We start from the raw sequence: 15,967 nt of genomic DNA on the forward strand, positions 1-15,967 counted from the left end.
AATCATATGAGCATGCAAGATCCGATTTCGGATATGCTGACCCGCGTTCGTAACGGTCAGGCAGCAAACAAAGTTGCTGTTAAAATGCCTTCTTCAAAGCTTAAAGTTGCAATTGCTGCACTACTAAAAGCTGAAGGTTACATCGTTGACTTCGCTGTTGAAGGCGAAGCAAAACCTGAGCTAGAAGTTACACTTAAGTACTTCCAAGCTAAACCAGTAATCGAGCAACTTAAACGTGTTTCTCGTCCAGGCCTACGTGTTTACAAGAAGAAAGATCAACTTCCTTCTGTAATGGGTGGTCTTGGTATTGCTATCGTTTCTACTTCCAAGGGTCTGATGTCAGACCGCGCTGCACGTAAAGCAGGTCTTGGCGGTGAAATCATCTGTTACGTAGCTTAATAGGAGTAGACTATGTCTCGTGTTGCAAAAGCACCTGTCGCTATTCCAGCTGGCGTAGAGGTGAAACTAAACGGCCAAGAAATCACTGTAAAAGGTGCTAAAGGCGAACTGACTCGCGTTCTAAACGACGCTGTAGTTATCGCTCAGGAAGAAAACAACCTAACTTTCGGTCCGAAAGAAGGTGCTGCTAACGCATGGGCACAAGCTGGTACAGCTCGCGCTCTAGTTAACAACATGGTTGTTGGTGTTACTGAAGGCTTTACTAAGAAGCTAACTCTTAAAGGTGTTGGTTACCGTGCTGCTATTAAAGGCAACGCTGTAGGTCTAACACTAGGCTTCTCTCACCCAGTTGAGCACGAGTTGCCAGCGGGTATTAAAGCTGAATGTCCAAGCCAAACTGAAATCATCATTACTGGTTGTGATAAGCAACTAGTTGGTCAAGTTGCGGCTGACATTCGTTCTTACCGTCAACCTGAGCCTTACAAAGGTAAAGGTGTTCGTTACGCAGATGAAAATGTGCGTACTAAAGAAGCTAAGAAGAAGTAAGGTAACACTATGGATAAGAAAGCATCTCGCATCCGTCGTGCTACACGCGCACGTCGTAAGATTGCAGAACTGGGTGCGACTCGCCTAGTTGTACACCGTACTCCTCGTCACGTGTACGCACAGGTTATCGCGGCTAATGGCTCTGAGGTTATCGCAGCAGCTTCTACTGTAGAAAAAGCGATCCGTGAGCAAGTGAAATACACTGGTAACGTTGATGCAGCTAAAGCAGTAGGTAAAGCTGTTGCAGAGCGCGCTCTTGAAAAAGGCGTAACTGCAGTTGCATTTGATCGTTCTGGTTTCCAATACCACGGTCGAGTAGCGGCGCTAGCAGAATCTGCTCGCGAAGCTGGTCTGAAATTCTAAGGTAGGGTTGGAAGATGGCTAAAGAACAACAAGTTCAAGCGAATGATTTGCAAGAAAAGCTAATCGCAGTTAACCGCGTTTCTAAAACGGTTAAAGGCGGTCGAATCATGAGCTTCACTGCACTAACAGTAGTTGGTGACGGTAACGGTCGTGTAGGTTTCGGTTACGGCAAAGCTCGTGAAGTACCTGCAGCGATTCAAAAAGCAATGGAAAAAGCGCGTCGTAACATGACTACTATCGCGCTAAACGAAGGCACTCTTCACCACCCAGTGAAAGGTCGCCATTCGGGCTCTAAAGTTTACATGCAGCCTGCTGCAGAAGGTACTGGTGTTATCGCAGGTGGTGCGATGCGTGCAGTACTAGAAGTTGCTGGCGTACACAACGTACTATCTAAAGCATACGGTTCTACGAACCCTATCAACATCGTTCGTGCAACGATCGATGCACTAGGTAGCATGAAGTCGCCAGAAATGGTTGCTGCTAAACGTGGTCTAACTGTTGAAGCTATTTCGGAGTAAGAACACCATGGCAACTATTAAAGTAACTCAAACTAAAAGCTCAATTGGCCGCCTACCAAAGCACAAAGCTACTTTGCGTGGTCTAGGTCTTCGTAAAATCAACCACACAGTAGAACTTGAAGATACTCCGTGCGTACGCGGTATGATCAACAAGGTTTACTACATGGTTAAAGTTGAGGAGTAATCAGAATGCGTTTGAATACTCTTGCACCGGCTGCTGGCTCTAAGCATGCTCCTAAGCGTGTAGGTCGCGGTATCGGTTCTGGCCTAGGTAAAACTGGTGGCCGTGGTCACAAAGGTCAAAAATCACGTTCTGGCGGTAAAGTTCGTCCAGGTTTCGAAGGCGGTCAGATGCCTCTGAAACAACGTCTACCAAAATTCGGTTTCACTTCTCGTAAGAGCCTAGTGTCTGCTGAAGTTCGTCTAGGTGAACTAGCGAAAGTTTCTGGTGACGTGGTAGATCTAAACAGCCTTAAAGCTGCTAACATCATCACTAAGAACATCGAATTCGTTAAAGTTGTTCTTTCTGGTGAAATCAACAAAGCAGTGACTGTTAAAGGTCTACGTGTGACTAAAGGCGCTAAAGCTGCAATCGAAGCTGCAGGCGGTAAAATCGAGGAATAATCTCGAGGAACGAGGTACAGATGGCTAAGAAACCAGGACAAGATTTTCGTAGTGCTCAGAGCGGCTTAAGTGAACTAAAGTCGCGCTTGTTATTCGTAATTGGTGCACTTTTAGTATTCCGAGCCGGCTCTTTTGTGCCGATTCCTGGTATTGACGCTGCTGTACTTGCCGATTTGTTCGAACAGCAAAAAGGTACCATCGTTGAAATGTTTAACATGTTCTCCGGTGGTGCTCTTGAGCGTGCATCTATACTAGCGTTGGGCATCATGCCGTATATTTCGGCATCTATTGTTGTCCAACTGCTAACTGTAGTTCATCCAGCGTTAGCGGAACTCAAAAAAGAGGGTGAAGCAGGCCGTCGCAAGATCAGCCAATACACACGCTACGGCACGCTTGTACTTGCAACATTCCAAGCTATTGGTATTGCAACTGGCTTACCAAACATGGTCGACAATCTGGTTGTTATGAACCAAACCATGTTTACGCTAATTGCTACCGTAAGTTTAGTAACCGGTACCATGTTCCTAATGTGGTTAGGTGAACAAATTACAGAGCGAGGAATCGGTAATGGTATTTCCATTCTGATTTTTGCAGGTATTGTTGCTGGATTGCCTTCTGCAATCGGTCAAACAATCGAGCAAGCGCGTCAAGGTGAATTGCATGTACTTCTTCTGCTGCTAATCGCGGTATTAGCTTTTGCAGTAATTTACTTCGTTGTTTTCATGGAACGTGGTCAACGCCGAATCGTCGTTAACTACGCTAAGCGTCAACAAGGTCGTAAAGTATTTGCTGCGCAAAGCTCGCATTTGCCACTTAAAATTAATATGGCAGGTGTTATTCCAGCGATTTTTGCATCAAGTATTATCCTGTTCCCAGGAACACTGGCTCAGTGGTTTGGTCAGAACGGTGAGAGCAGCGCGTTCGGTTGGTTAACTGACGTGTCTTTGGCTCTTAGCCCAGGTCAACCGCTGTATGTAATGCTTTATGCAGCAGCGATTATTTTCTTCTGTTTCTTCTACACGGCGTTGGTTTTCAACCCGCGCGAAACAGCAGATAACTTGAAGAAGTCCGGTGCATTCGTACCCGGTATCCGCCCAGGTGAGCAGACAGCTAAGTACATTGATAAAGTGATGACACGTTTAACCCTAGCGGGTGCACTGTACATTACCTTTATCTGTCTGATTCCCGAGTTCATGATGGTCGCGTGGAACGTACGTTTCTACTTCGGCGGTACATCTCTACTAATCGTAGTAGTTGTTATCATGGACTTTATGGCACAGGTACAGACTCATCTGATGTCTCAACAGTATGATTCTGTGTTGAAGAAAGCGAATCTGAAAGGCTACGGTCGTTAATTCGACGGTAGACTCAGTTTCAATTACGGAGTTTAGCAATGAAAGTTCGTGCTTCCGTTAAAAAAATCTGCCGTAACTGTAAAGTAATCAAGCGCAACGGTGTTGTTCGCGTGATTTGCAGTGAGCCAAAGCACAAACAGCGCCAAGGCTAATTAGCAGAAATTTTTACTTGAAAACGAAGGTTAGGTCGAGTATATTCCTCGGCCTACCTTTTGCGTGCAAAAGAAGTAGTATCCCGCAGCGTATCCATAACGGGCTTTGCTGCGGCTAATTCTTTTATAGAAACACTTAGGAGTGAATAATGGCCCGTATAGCAGGCATTAACATTCCTGATCAAAAACACGCTGTAATCGCTCTAACGGCGATCTACGGCATCGGTAAAACTCGCTCTCAAGCTATCCTAGCTGAAGTGGGTATTGCTGAAGATGTTAAGATCAGTGAACTAACTGAAGAGCAGATCGATCAACTGCGTGATGGTGTAGCTAAGTACACTGTAGAAGGTGATCTACGTCGTGAAGTATCTATGAACATCAAGCGTCTTATGGACCTTGGCTGTTACCGTGGTCTTCGTCATCGTCGCAGTCTACCACTACGTGGACAGCGTACTAAAACCAATGCTCGCACCCGTAAGGGTCCGCGTAAGCCGATCAAGAAATAATCGGGAAGGTAGAGTACAATGGCTAAACAACCAACTCGCGCTCGTAAGCGCGTACGCAAGCAAGTTGCAGATGGCGTTGCGCACATCCATGCTTCTTTCAATAACACAATCGTAACCATTACTGACCGTCAAGGTAATGCTCTAGCTTGGGCTACTGCAGGTGGTTCTGGTTTCCGTGGTTCTCGTAAGTCTACTCCGTTCGCTGCACAGGTTGCTGCTGAGCGTTGTGCTGAAATGGCTAAAGAATACGGTCTAAAGAACTTGGAAGTTATGGTTAAGGGTCCAGGTCCAGGTCGTGAATCTACTGTTCGCGCTCTGAACGCTGCTGGTTTCCGCATCACAAACATCGTTGATGCTACACCAATCCCTCATAACGGTTGTCGTCCACCTAAGAAACGTCGCGTATAACGTTTTTTAGATTACTGGAGAAAGATCATGGCAAGATATTTGGGTCCTAAGCTGAAGCTTAGCCGTCGTGAAGGCACTGACTTATTCCTTAAGTCTGGTGTTCGCGCGATCGATACCAAGTGTAAAATTGATAACGCACCAGGTGTACACGGCGCTCGTCGCGGTCGTCTATCTGAGTATGGCGTTCAGCTTCGTGAGAAGCAAAAAGTTCGTCGTATGTACGGCGTTCTAGAAAAACAATTCCGTAACTACTACAAAGAAGCTGCACGTCTTAAAGGCAATACAGGTGAGAACCTGCTTCAGCTTCTTGAAGGTCGTCTTGATAACGTAGTTTACCGCATGGGCTTTGGCGCAACTCGCGCAGAAGCACGTCAGCTAGTTAGCCACAAAGCTATCCTAGTTAACGGTAAAGTTGTAAACGTTCCTTCTTTCAAAGTAGCGGCTAATGACGTTGTTTCTATCCGCGAGAAAGCTAAACAGCAAGCTCGTATCAAAGCAGCTCTAGAAGTTGCTGAACAACGTGAAAAACCAACTTGGATTGAAGTAGATGGTGGCAAGATGGAAGGTACATTCAAGCGTATGCCTGAGCGTTCTGATCTATCAGCTGACATCAACGAACAATTGATCGTCGAGCTTTACTCTAAGTAAGGTTTAAACTAAAGAGAGGACACAATGCAGGGTTCTGTAACAGAATTTCTTAAGCCACGTCTAGTTGACATCGAACAAATCAGCTCGACTCACGCAAAAGTAACTCTTGAGCCATTAGAGCGTGGCTTTGGTCATACTCTGGGTAATGCACTTCGCCGTATACTTCTATCTTCTATGCCAGGTTGTGCTGTAACAGAAGTAGAAATCGAAGGCGTACTTCATGAGTACAGCACTAAAGAAGGCGTTCAAGAAGATATTCTTGAAATTCTTCTAAACCTTAAAGGTTTGGCTGTACGCGTTGCCGAAGGCAAAGATGAAGTGTTCATTACTTTGAACAAATCAGGCTCGGGCCCTGTGGTTGCAGGTGACATCACCCATGACGGTGATGTAGAGATCGCTAACCCTGAACACGTTATTTGTCACCTAACGGATGACAACGCTGAGATCGCAATGCGTATCAAAGTAGAACGTGGTCGTGGTTATGTTCCAGCTTCTGCGCGTATCCATAACGAAGAAGATGAGCGTCCAATCGGTCGCCTACTAGTAGATGCTACTTACAGCCCTGTAGACAAAATTGCCTACGCTGTAGAAGCAGCTCGTGTAGAGCAGCGTACTGATCTAGACAAGCTTGTTATCGATATGGAAACGAACGGTACTCTAGAACCTGAGGAAGCAATCCGTCGTGCAGCTACTATCCTAGCTGAACAATTGGATGCGTTCGTAGATCTTCGTGATGTACGTGTACCTGAGGAGAAGGAAGAGAAGCCAGAATTCGATCCGATCCTACTGCGTCCTGTAGACGATCTTGAACTAACAGTTCGCTCTGCTAACTGTCTGAAAGCAGAAGCGATTCACTACATCGGTGATCTAGTACAACGTACTGAGGTTGAGCTACTTAAAACGCCTAACCTTGGTAAAAAATCTCTTACTGAGATTAAAGACGTACTTGCGTCACGTGGTCTGTCTCTGGGCATGCGCCTAGAAAACTGGCCACCTGCATCAATCGCTGAAGATTAATCGATACTAGTTAGAAGGATTAGGTCATGCGCCATCGTAAGAGTGGTCGTCAACTCAACCGCAACAGCTCACATCGTAAAGCGATGTTCAGCAACATGGCTAGCTCTCTAGTACGTCATGAAGTTATCAAGACTACTTTGCCAAAAGCAAAAGAGCTACGTCGCGTAGTTGAGCCTTTGATTACACTAGCTAAGACTGACAGTGTTGCTAACCGTCGTCTAGCATTTGCACGTACTCGTGACAACGAAGTAGTTGCAAAACTGTTTAACGAACTAGGTCCACGTTTTGCTGCTCGTCAGGGCGGTTACACTCGTATCCTAAAAGCTGGCTTCCGTGCTGGTGATAAAGCTCCAATGGCTTACATTGAGCTTGTAGATCGCCCAGCTGCTGAAGAAGCTGCTGAGTAATCTCAGTTCGTAAGAACAAAAAAAGCCGAGCATTAGCTCGGCTTTTTTGTATCTGTCGTATTTGAAAGCGAAACAAATTGAGTTTTCCGTTTCCCCTCTCAACGCTAATCTTCGATAATCGAATCTTTCATCTTAATTTATGTTTAGGCGAAACTTCTTAGTTGTCTGAACCCCATAACCCGCTTAGCGAATTCAACAAACCTTCACTTGCGCCTTGGCCACCTAGATAGCCAAGTATCACTGGTGCAAACTGACTGATCATCGACGGGTCTAAGCCCAGCTTATCGAACGTGCTTTGTACTGCACTTAAACTTTCAATATTACCTAATAAGCTTTGCGCACCATCCAAACTCGACATTCCTGGGATCAGAGATTTTAGTTCACTGCTGTTTTGATCTGACAGTTGGCTTTGTGCCAACGCTAAAAGGGCACCCGTACCGCCGACTGCTTGTTCGGTCGAAACCGGAAGCTGGCTAGTGAGTAAGTCGGTGAGCGGTGATGATTCCGCATTCATGCCTTGGCTGACCATGTCCATTAAACCTTCCTGGCTTTCTTTATCGGTGACAGCATCAAGAAAAGCGTGGGCTGTACCAATGCTCATTGAAAGCAGCGTTAAGGTGAGGAGTGTTTTACGCATAATACCTCCGTGTGGCTTGCGATTGTTATTGTTTATTCACTACTTAAGATAACATAGACATTAAGGTTGTTGAGCTTAAGTCTGTTTATTTTAGACAAAAAAAAGCGGCGCTAGTGAGCGCCGCTTCGAATTTGTATTGAGAAGAGTCTCAATTACAGGATGTCTAGTAGTTCTACTTCGAATACTAGAGCAGCAAACGGAGGGATAGCAGCACCTGCGCCACGCTCACCGTATGCTAGATCTTGTGGGATGTATAGTTTCCACTTAGAACCAACAGGCATTAGTTGAAGTGCTTCAACCCAACCTTTGATTACGCCAGTCACTGGGAACTCAGCTGGTTGACCGCGAGATACAGAGCTGTCGAATACAGTGCCGTCAGTTAGCTCACCGTGGTAGTGAACACGTACTTGAGATGCTGCTGTTGGGATTTCACCAGTACCTTCAGTGATGATTTCGTACTGAAGACCAGACTCAAGAACGTTTACTTCTGGACGTAGAGCGTTGTCTTTTAGGAACGCTTCGCCGTCAGCTGCTGCTGCTTTAGCTGCTTCTTGACGAACTGCTTCTGCACGAGTGTGTAGCTCTTGCAGTGCGTTGTTGATCTCGTCGATTTCGATAGATGGCATGTCACCAGTTAGTGCAGTTGCAATACCAGCAGCGATAGCGTCAACGCTAAGACCTTCTAGACCAGAACCAGCTAGTTGCTGACCCATTTGCAGACCAATACCGTAGCTAGCTTTCTGTTCTGCAGTTTCAAATTTAATTTCAGACATGAATGTCGCTCTTATTAGGAGTGATAAAGGCACAGGATATCAGGTTCGAGCCTCGGTTTAAATGATTGCGCTCGAATGTCGCATTCTGGAGCAGAGGGTGTGACTTATCTCTTACTCCAAGTGAAATTTCTGCTAATTTACGCCAAATTACATTTTACTTTGGCGAAAAACATATACTCTCCGCGCTGGTATTTTTATACTGAGATTAGAAGTATTAAGGGACTCATCAGAATGAATCGTCGCAGAAAGAAAAAGCAGCAAGTCGACCATGTCGAATTGATGAAACAAAAGCTCGCTGCTATCGATTGGAAGCAGCCGTTTAACAAAGAGAAGTGGCAGGAGAGATTACAGCCAGTCATTCAGTTTTGGCAACGCCTTCCAAAACTACATCAGCGTGCACTAATGGTATTGGTGCCTGTGGTGTTGGTGCTTCTGATCATCCCAGTGCCAAAAGATACTGAAACACTTATTGATGACACTCAAGTCGAGAATCAACGTGTTGCCATTCAGTTGAATGCGCAAAGTTTAAGTGAGCAGCGTTCAGCGCAAAACTCAGAGCCAAAATCTGAGCAATGGAAAGAGTACACGGTAAAGAACGGTGATACGTTGGCTCAAGTATTCCGTAGTAACCAACTGCCGATGGCGGACTTGAATGCCTTAGTTAAAATTGAAGGCAGCGACAAGCCACTAAGCCGAATCAAGCAGGGGCAATTGGTTCGCTTTAAGCTCGCTGACGATGGCAAATTAGATATGCTTCAGCTTGAGAAAAGTGGCGAGTCGGTGATGTTCTTCCGTTTATCTGATGGCACATTCGGGCGTAATAAATAACGTTCAGTAACAAACATTCTAAAGGCGCGATGATTCGCGCCTTTTTTATGTCGTTCCGTTTGCTTGTGGTGGTATCCCAATCTTATGCCTCTCGATTGGTGAGTCGTCTTCTTTTATTCCATGGCAAGAGCGGCAACACAATCATTAGGATCCCTACCGCTGTCAGCCAGTCCGGGATCTCGTCAAACCACCATATCCCAAAGAGCGTAACAAACACTAAGCCAGAGTATTCGGCGAGTGCTATCTCTCCGGCTGGCGCTTTCTGATACGCTAGTACAGCCAAACCGTTATAACTTAAGATACAAACCGCACTCACGATGACTAATACCAACTCCTGTCCCGTCATAGGTTGCCAGTAAAACCCAGCTAGTACTGCAGAGATGGGTAACGAGAATAGAGTGGTCCACCAAAGTGTGGTGACGACAGACTGTTCACTGGGTAGCTTTCTTACCAATATATTAAACATTGCCAGTGTGGTCGCCGTGCCGAGTGCAAACAATGCAGCCCAATGAAAATGATCCGGTCTGAGTACCACTAGGACACCAAGGAACCCGAAGCAAGTGAGCAAGATTTTACTTAGTGGAGGATGCTCTTTGAGGAACAATATCGACAGCGGCAACATTAAAATCGGCGCTGCGTAAAAAACCGCGTTGGCAGTTGCCAGAGGGAGGTGAGTCACCGCAACCATCATACATCCGCTGCCAATTAATATTAGATGCGCTCGCAACAAGGTAATAGGTGCTTGCTTTAGGCTACGTTTATCCGGTTGTTGTCTGAGATAGAAAGGTAGGATGAGCAGCAGGGAAGCCAACTGACGCACAAACATATATTGGAACGGGCTAATGCCGCCTTCAATCAGTTTGACGGCGACATCGGAGAGTGACGCCGCCAAGTTGCCGATAACCAGTAATAGTAACGCCAGGTGGTGAGGTGACATTTAGCTCACTCGGCGCATATCGACATGGGGGATACCATCTTCAAGGTAGCTTTCGGAAATGACTTCAAAGCCATGACTCGCATAGAAAGCCATCAGGTGTTCTTGCGCACCGATATCTATCGTTTTACCTGCCCAAAGCTGTTGGCAATGTTGCAGGGCTTGCTCAAGCAGTTCATGTCCAAGACCACCACCACGAGCGCTTTGCTTGGTTACTACACGACCAATACTGACATTGTCGTAAGTGGTGCCAGCAGGCAATAGACGAGCGCAGGCAACCAGTTCATCGTCTTTGTAGCCCAATAGGTGAAAAACGCCTTCCAGTGTATCTTTGCCGTCCAGTTCTGGATAAGGACAGGTTTGCTCCACCACAAAGACATCAACGCGCAGGCGCAGCATCTCGTAGAGTTGTGTTGTTGTCAGTTGAGAGAAAGGTAGGGCAGTCCAGTTGATCATTTTCAATATCCATTAATGAGCGAATGCAGCTGACTTTACGTCGTTTTCTGCTATTACTCATTAACAATGGTTAATTTTCACTGGTCTTCGTGACAAATCTGGCGATAATGTGCCCTCTTTTTCATCCCACCTGAGGATATTTCCCTGTGAGCAAACAAACTTTTGACCAAGTAGGGCTTAATCCAGCGCTACTAGAGACGCTTGAATCATTGAACTACACCCATATGACGCCAATTCAAGCGTTGAGCTTACCTGCGATTTTGAATCAGCGTGATGTGATTGGTCAGGGCAAAACAGGCTCAGGTAAAACGGCGGCATTTGGTCTGGGCGTATTGTCCAACCTAAACGTGAAGCGCTTCCGTGTACAATCTTTGGTGTTGTGCCCAACGCGTGAACTGGCTGATCAGGTGGCGAAAGAGATCCGTACGTTAGGTCGTGGTATTCACAACATTAAAGTACTGACACTATGTGGCGGCATGCCAATGGGACCGCAAATCGGTTCACTAGAGCATGGTGCTCATATTCTGGTGGGTACGCCAGGTCGTATCCTTGATCACCTAGAGAAAGGTCGCATTAACCTAGAAGAGCTAAACACGCTGGTTCTAGATGAAGCAGACCGCATGCTGGAGATGGGCTTCCAAGACGCCCTTGATGCGATCATTGATGCTGCGCCTAAACAACGTCAAACACTGCTATTCAGTGCGACTTTCCCTGAGAAGATCGAACAGATTGCTCAACGTATTATGCAATCGCCAGAGATGATCAAAGTAGAATCGACACACGATACGTCGAGCATCGCGCAGTACTTTTACAACGTTGAAGGCTCAGAAGCACGCGATGAAGCTTTGGCGAACCTACTACTGACGCACCAGCCAGAGTCAGCGGTGGTGTTCTGTAATACCAAGAAAGAAGTACAGAATGTAGCAGATGAACTGCATCACAAAGGCTTCAGTGTGGTGGATCTTCATGGCGATCTAGAACAGCGTGAGCGCGACCAAGCTCTAGTCCAGTTTGCTAACAAGAGTGTCTCTATCCTTGTTGCAACAGACGTGGCGGCGCGTGGTTTGGATGTCGACAACCTTGATGCAGTATTTAACTTCGAACTGTCTCGTGACCCTGAAGTACACGTTCACCGTATCGGCCGTACTGGTCGTGCGGGCAGCAAAGGTCTGGCGTTCAGTTTCTTTGGTGAGAAAGATGGTCTACGTGTGGCTCGTATTGAAGAGTACCTAGAGATGGATGTGGTACCAGCAACACTGCCAGCGAAATCAACTCAGCAACCATACCAAGCGAAGATGGTGACGATTAATATCGATGGCGGTAAGAAACAGAAAGTACGTGCGGGTGACATCCTTGGCTGTTTGACCGGTAAAAATGGTATCACGGGTGCACAAGTGGGTAAGATCCAGCTAATGGCGATGCGTTCTTATGTTGCGGTAGAGAAATCTGTGGCGAAGAAAGCACTGCAAACCATCAGCAACGGTAAGATGAAAGGTCGTCAATTCCGTGCTCGTATTCTGAAGTAAGCAGAACCTCATTTAGTGCAAAGGCGCTCGATATGAGCGCCTTTGTTTTTTCCTGCCTACCTGATCTTATTCATAGCCTTTCTTTAAGCGCGATTTAATTCGGCTAAGACTGATCGCTGTAATCCCCAAGTAAGCGGCAATCTGGCTATCGGTAATACGCTGCTCTAAGTCTGGATAATGCTGACAAAACAGTTGGTAGCGCTCTTCCGGTGAGTAGAGCAACATAAAGCGTTCTTTGTTTTCTTTATGCATCAGCTGTGCTTCGAGCAGCTTTAAGTAGATAGGATGCTTTTCTTCACGCCATTGGTGTAGCACTTCAATCGGCAAGCAAAACAGATGACAAGGTGTCAGCGTTTCTAATAAGTACGGCGATGGCTGATTCTTGATAAGCCCTTCAAAGCCAATCACCCAATCTTTTTCCCAGTAGAACTCTTTACTGAATTCCTTCCCTTTGTCAGTCAGATAGCTGGCGTGGCACAAGCCCTCTAATACAAAGTAGATATGAGAGCTGAACTCACCTTGGTGATTGAGAATATGGCGCGTTGGCAGTTCAAGCTGTTGTCCATGTTCAATAAGCTGATTCGCTTCATCTTCAAGGAAGCCATGGTTGATTAAGTCTGAAAAAAGATCGCTGTGCATGTGATAACTCAGAAACGGTTTTCGTCATTCTAACGGTTTTTACTAACAACAAAAAAGCGGCTCATGAGAGCCGCTTGAAATTATTGCTAAACTTGCCTTATTTATTCAGGTCGATTTGGTAAATCGCGAAACCAACTTCGTCAGTGGCGACACGTTTCATCGGGTATTGCCCTTTCTCTTTGATGAACTGCGCAGCTTTATCACTTGGTGAGGTTTCAAAACGAACATCAAGTTTGTTATCCGATTTGATTGGTGCGAATGACCAGTTGTTATCCGCGCTTGGTGTTACTTCACCTTGCTCTTTACTGATGCGAGAGATGTAAGCGGCCACTACAGAGCGGTTCTCATCTGGAGAATCAAACGCGATGAAGTCCGGACCAGTACCCGGGAAGGTTGCACTGTAAGCACGGTAGTTGTTGGTTGCGATGATGAAGTCTTGTTTCGGATCAACCGGTTTACCGTTGTAAGTCAGGTTCACGATACGCTGTGAATCTGGGTTGATCACTTTACAATCCGCATCGTACTTCGGCGGTTGAGTAACATCGATTTGGTAGTTCACACCATCCATCACGTCGAAATTGTAAGTACGGAAGTTATCCCAGTTGATCAAAGACTGAGGTTGGGTGCTGTTAACATCAATATGATTGAACTGACCTGCACTACACTCTAGCCATTCGTGAACTTCTTTGCCTTTAACCTTCATTGCTACCAGCGTATTCGGGTATAAGTAAAGATCCGCGGCATTACGGAAAGTCAGCTGGCCGGACTCTACTTCCGTGAAGCCATTTGGATCGTCTTTACGTCCGCCCACTTTAAATGGTGCCGCTGCGCTTACTACTGGAATGTCTGCAAGATCTGGGTCGCCTTGGATAAAGCGTTCCACGTAATCTTTCTGCGCTAGGTTTACGATTTGAATCGTTGGATCATCTTGTACAAGCGCTAGGAAGCTGTACATCACATCATTTGCTTTACCGATTGGCTGGTTGACGAATTCACGTGTGCCTTTATGGTCATCAACAAGTGCATCCACGATGCCTTTATCAGCTTCGGCCAAAGATTTCTTGTTGGCTTTATCGAAGATAGGGCGCGCTTCAGATTGACCTTCAACCACTTGCCACTTGCCGTCTTTTTCTTTCAGCATCAAGTCCATTACGCCAACGTGGCTACCCCAGCGACCTGGCATGACTGCGGTTACGCCATTAATTGTGCCTTTTGCGTTGTCTACACCTTGCAGCTTGGCAAAGTCTTTACCCGGGAATACCGCGTGAGAGTGACCAAATGCAATCGCATCAATACCTTCAACTTCTGTGAGGTAGTAAACCGAGTTTTCAGCGCCTAGCTTGTATGGGTCAGTCGAAATGCCTGAGTGTGGAATCGCCACAATCACGTCTGCGCCTTCTTTCTTCATCTGAGGAACCAGCTTTTTCGCTGTCTCAGTGATGTCTTCAGCGAAGACTTTACCTTCTAGATTCTTCTTATCCCATACCATGATTTGTGGCGGGACGAAGCCGATGTAACCTACTTTGATTTCGTGGCTTTGACCATCAGTGTCTTTGAACGTGTGCGTTTTAATTAGATAAGGTTTGAAGTAGTGCTCGCCTGTCTTCTTGTCGAAAACGTTAGCACTAACATAAGGGAAGTTCGCACCGTCGATAGAGTTTTTCAGGAACTCAAGGCCGTAGTTGAATTCGTGGTTACCAATATTACCTACATCGTAATCCAACTGGTTCATCGCTTTGTACACCGGGTGGATTTCGCCAGCGTTAATCCCTTTCGCTGCCATGTAATCGCCCATCGGACTGCCTTGAATCAAGTCGCCATTGTCGACCAAAACACTGTTCACTGCTTCTTCACGAGCTTGCTTAACCAGTGTAGCTGCACGGCTAAGGCCGATTTGTTGAGAAGGCTGATCTTTGTAGTAGTCGTAATCCATCACATTAGTGTGAATGTCGGTGGTTTCGATAATACGTAGCTTAATAGTGTCCGCCATTGCTGGACCTGCAAGCGTCAACATACCGCTTAAAACTGCGACGGATACGGGATTAACTGCCATTTTCATGAGGTGCTCCAATTAAATGGGATAGAGGGGTCGTACAGCGTAATGTAACAAATATTAGTGCAAGCTCAGGCTAAGATGCAGAAAACTGTGAGCATTAGGCAATTAAATGCGGAGGAAAGTGTCAGACTGATGCCTTTTTCACCATTTTGAATGAGACCTAACAAAAGCTTCTTAGCAGTTTTTTGAATAAAAAATGAAATTTTAGAATTTCCGGTAATATAAACCCACCGCCATAATGCCATCCATAACGATATCAATGGATGATGAGCAAGCACATGGCAGTTAACGATTCAGTAACGAATTTTCCAATCAACAAGCCTCGGCTGGTTTCGGATAACCGAGCTGCCGATCTTCCGCGTTTCAGCAAGCAATCTCTTCAACCGGGTGAAGTTGCCCTTGTTGGTGCCGGTCCGGGTGACCCTGAGCTATTAACGCTGAAAGCACTCAACTGCCTACAACAAGCTGAGGTCGTGCTTTACGACTACCTAGTGTCTGACGAGATCATGGCGTTAATTCCAAGCGAAACCATTTTGGTGTGCGTGGGTAAACGTGCTGGGCACCACAGTGTGCCGCAAGAAAAGACCAACCAGCTGCTGGTGGACTTTGCTAAGCAAGGCTACAAAGTGGTGCGCATTAAAGGTGGCGATCCATTTGTGTTTGGCCGCGGTGGTGAAGAACTGGAAGTTTTGGCTGATGCTGGTGTGCGTTTCCAAGTGGTTCCGGGCATTACAGCTGCTGCAGGTGCGACCGCTTATGCTGGTATTCCGCTGACGCATCGTGATTACGCGCAGTCAGCGCTGTTTGTTACGGGTCATCTGAAAGAAGAAAGTGACGACATGGATTGGTCGACATTAGCGCGTGGGAATCAGACTTTAGTGATCTACATGGGGCTGATGAAATCACACTATATTCAGAATCAGCTCATCAAACATGGTAGGGCAGCCTCAACCCCTATCGCCATCATCGAGCGCGGTACGCAAATCCAGCAAAAAGTTTTCACCGGAGAACTTTCTCAACTATCTGAATTATCTAAAGAAGCTCAAGCTCCGTCTTTGATTGTTGTCGGCGAAGTTGTGCGTCTGTCTCAAAAGTTGGACTGGTTTTTGTCTAGTACTGAATTCAACAAAAGTGCTATTGCCAGCTCCATATAATTTCAGACCAAAGATTAGGGA

General features: G+C 46.2%; 22 protein-coding genes. 16 read left to right on the forward strand and 6 right to left on the reverse strand.

All coding sequences use genetic code 11. From position 1 onward, the window contains the following. The first annotated feature begins 6 nt into the window (after window positions 1-6). The 13 genes from rpsH (at window position 7) to rplQ (ending at window position 6,943) form a co-directional block, all read left to right on the forward strand. Window positions 7-399 carry a 30S ribosomal protein S8 gene (gene rpsH, locus KIV40_RS02535; protein WP_005450567.1) on the forward strand — a complete coding sequence of 131 codons (393 nt, stop codon included), beginning with the start codon at window positions 7-9 and terminating at the stop codon, window positions 397-399. 12 nt (window positions 400-411) lie between these two features. Next, window positions 412-945, forward strand: coding sequence for a 50S ribosomal protein L6 (rplF, locus tag KIV40_RS02540; protein ID WP_012126876.1), 534 nt, complete (start codon window positions 412-414; stop codon window positions 943-945). Window positions 946-954: 9 nt separating this feature from the next. Then, entirely contained in the window at window positions 955-1,308 is a 354-nt protein-coding gene (rplR, locus tag KIV40_RS02545; RefSeq protein WP_005435088.1) for a 50S ribosomal protein L18, read from the forward strand. Window positions 1,309-1,322: 14 nt separating this feature from the next. Beyond that, window positions 1,323-1,826 carry a 30S ribosomal protein S5 gene (gene rpsE, locus KIV40_RS02550; protein WP_005435090.1) on the forward strand — a complete coding sequence of 168 codons (504 nt, stop codon included), beginning with the start codon at window positions 1,323-1,325 and terminating at the stop codon, window positions 1,824-1,826. A 7-nt stretch (window positions 1,827-1,833) separates the two neighbouring features. Next, a complete protein-coding gene (gene rpmD, locus KIV40_RS02555) occupies window positions 1,834-2,010 on the forward strand; it encodes a 50S ribosomal protein L30 (protein ID WP_000201159.1) in 177 nt (58 codons plus the stop codon). Between the two features lie 5 nt (window positions 2,011-2,015). Further along, window positions 2,016-2,450, forward strand: coding sequence for a 50S ribosomal protein L15 (gene rplO / locus KIV40_RS02560; RefSeq protein ID WP_005528539.1), 435 nt, complete (start codon window positions 2,016-2,018; stop codon window positions 2,448-2,450). Window positions 2,451-2,470: 20 nt separating this feature from the next. Further along, window positions 2,471-3,805 carry a preprotein translocase subunit SecY gene (secY, locus tag KIV40_RS02565; protein ID WP_005435093.1) on the forward strand — a complete coding sequence of 445 codons (1,335 nt, stop codon included), beginning with the start codon at window positions 2,471-2,473 and terminating at the stop codon, window positions 3,803-3,805. Window positions 3,806-3,843: 38 nt separating this feature from the next. Continuing rightward, a complete protein-coding gene (gene rpmJ / locus KIV40_RS02570; protein ID WP_000868186.1) occupies window positions 3,844-3,957 on the forward strand; it encodes a 50S ribosomal protein L36 in 114 nt (37 codons plus the stop codon). 149 nt (window positions 3,958-4,106) lie between these two features. Next, complete coding sequence (gene rpsM / locus KIV40_RS02575) at window positions 4,107-4,463, forward strand: 30S ribosomal protein S13 (RefSeq protein WP_005450559.1); 357 nt, start codon at window positions 4,107-4,109, stop codon at window positions 4,461-4,463. Window positions 4,464-4,481: 18 nt separating this feature from the next. Continuing rightward, on the forward strand, window positions 4,482-4,871 hold the full coding sequence (gene rpsK / locus KIV40_RS02580) for a 30S ribosomal protein S11 (RefSeq protein WP_001118870.1): 390 nt from the start codon (window positions 4,482-4,484) through the stop codon (window positions 4,869-4,871). Between the two features lie 27 nt (window positions 4,872-4,898). Further along, entirely contained in the window at window positions 4,899-5,519 is a 621-nt protein-coding gene (gene rpsD / locus KIV40_RS02585) for a 30S ribosomal protein S4 (RefSeq protein WP_005383146.1), read from the forward strand. Window positions 5,520-5,543: 24 nt separating this feature from the next. After that, complete coding sequence (locus KIV40_RS02590; RefSeq protein WP_005383143.1) at window positions 5,544-6,536, forward strand: DNA-directed RNA polymerase subunit alpha; 993 nt, start codon at window positions 5,544-5,546, stop codon at window positions 6,534-6,536. A gap of 26 nt (window positions 6,537-6,562) precedes the next feature. Then, the gene (gene rplQ / locus KIV40_RS02595) at window positions 6,563-6,943 is read left to right on the forward strand and encodes a 50S ribosomal protein L17 (protein WP_005383141.1); all 381 of its coding nucleotides are present in this window, start codon (window positions 6,563-6,565) and stop codon (window positions 6,941-6,943) included. Between the two features lie 157 nt (window positions 6,944-7,100). Here rplQ and KIV40_RS02600 read toward each other — a convergent pair whose 3' ends face one another. Together KIV40_RS02600 and KIV40_RS02605 are read right to left on the reverse strand one after the other, a co-directional pair. After that, window positions 7,101-7,580, reverse strand: a complete 480-nt coding sequence (locus KIV40_RS02600) for a DUF2780 domain-containing protein (protein ID WP_285347897.1) — start codon at window positions 7,578-7,580, stop codon at window positions 7,101-7,103. Window positions 7,581-7,732: 152 nt separating this feature from the next. Continuing rightward, window positions 7,733-8,353, reverse strand: coding sequence for an FKBP-type peptidyl-prolyl cis-trans isomerase (locus tag KIV40_RS02605; protein WP_005437303.1), 621 nt, complete (start codon window positions 8,351-8,353; stop codon window positions 7,733-7,735). Window positions 8,354-8,584: 231 nt separating this feature from the next. On the opposite strand from KIV40_RS02605, the gene KIV40_RS02610 reads away from it, so the two are divergent. Continuing rightward, window positions 8,585-9,181, forward strand: a complete 597-nt coding sequence (locus KIV40_RS02610; protein WP_041853250.1) for a LysM-like peptidoglycan-binding domain-containing protein — start codon at window positions 8,585-8,587, stop codon at window positions 9,179-9,181. Window positions 9,182-9,263: 82 nt separating this feature from the next. Here the strand turns inward: KIV40_RS02610 and KIV40_RS02615 are convergent, their stop codons facing one another. Both KIV40_RS02615 and KIV40_RS02620 read right to left on the reverse strand, forming a co-directional pair. Continuing rightward, window positions 9,264-10,118: a DMT family transporter gene (locus tag KIV40_RS02615; protein WP_012126883.1), complete on the reverse strand. Its 855-nt coding sequence runs from the start codon at window positions 10,116-10,118 to the stop codon at window positions 9,264-9,266. Further along, window positions 10,119-10,571 (reverse strand): GNAT family N-acetyltransferase, encoded by a 453-nt coding sequence (locus KIV40_RS02620; protein WP_285347898.1) that lies wholly within the window; start codon window positions 10,569-10,571, stop codon window positions 10,119-10,121. A 146-nt stretch (window positions 10,572-10,717) separates the two neighbouring features. On the opposite strand from KIV40_RS02620, the gene dbpA reads away from it, so the two are divergent. Then, a complete protein-coding gene (dbpA, locus tag KIV40_RS02625) occupies window positions 10,718-12,097 on the forward strand; it encodes an ATP-dependent RNA helicase DbpA (RefSeq protein WP_038890894.1) in 1,380 nt (459 codons plus the stop codon). Between the two features lie 66 nt (window positions 12,098-12,163). Here dbpA and KIV40_RS02630 read toward each other — a convergent pair whose 3' ends face one another. Together KIV40_RS02630 and cpdB are read right to left on the reverse strand one after the other, a co-directional pair. Next, window positions 12,164-12,736, reverse strand: a complete 573-nt coding sequence (locus tag KIV40_RS02630) for a Crp/Fnr family transcriptional regulator (RefSeq protein ID WP_228174649.1) — start codon at window positions 12,734-12,736, stop codon at window positions 12,164-12,166. 97 nt (window positions 12,737-12,833) lie between these two features. Beyond that, window positions 12,834-14,795 carry a 2',3'-cyclic-nucleotide 2'-phosphodiesterase gene (gene cpdB, locus KIV40_RS02635; protein WP_285347899.1) on the reverse strand — a complete coding sequence of 654 codons (1,962 nt, stop codon included), beginning with the start codon at window positions 14,793-14,795 and terminating at the stop codon, window positions 12,834-12,836. Between the two features lie 275 nt (window positions 14,796-15,070). On the opposite strand from cpdB, the gene cobA reads away from it, so the two are divergent. Further along, window positions 15,071-15,946, forward strand: a complete 876-nt coding sequence (gene cobA, locus KIV40_RS02640; RefSeq protein ID WP_051119262.1) for a uroporphyrinogen-III C-methyltransferase — start codon at window positions 15,071-15,073, stop codon at window positions 15,944-15,946. The last annotated feature ends 21 nt before the right edge of the window (window positions 15,947-15,967 follow it).

Source organism: Vibrio sp. D173a (assembly GCF_030248475.1).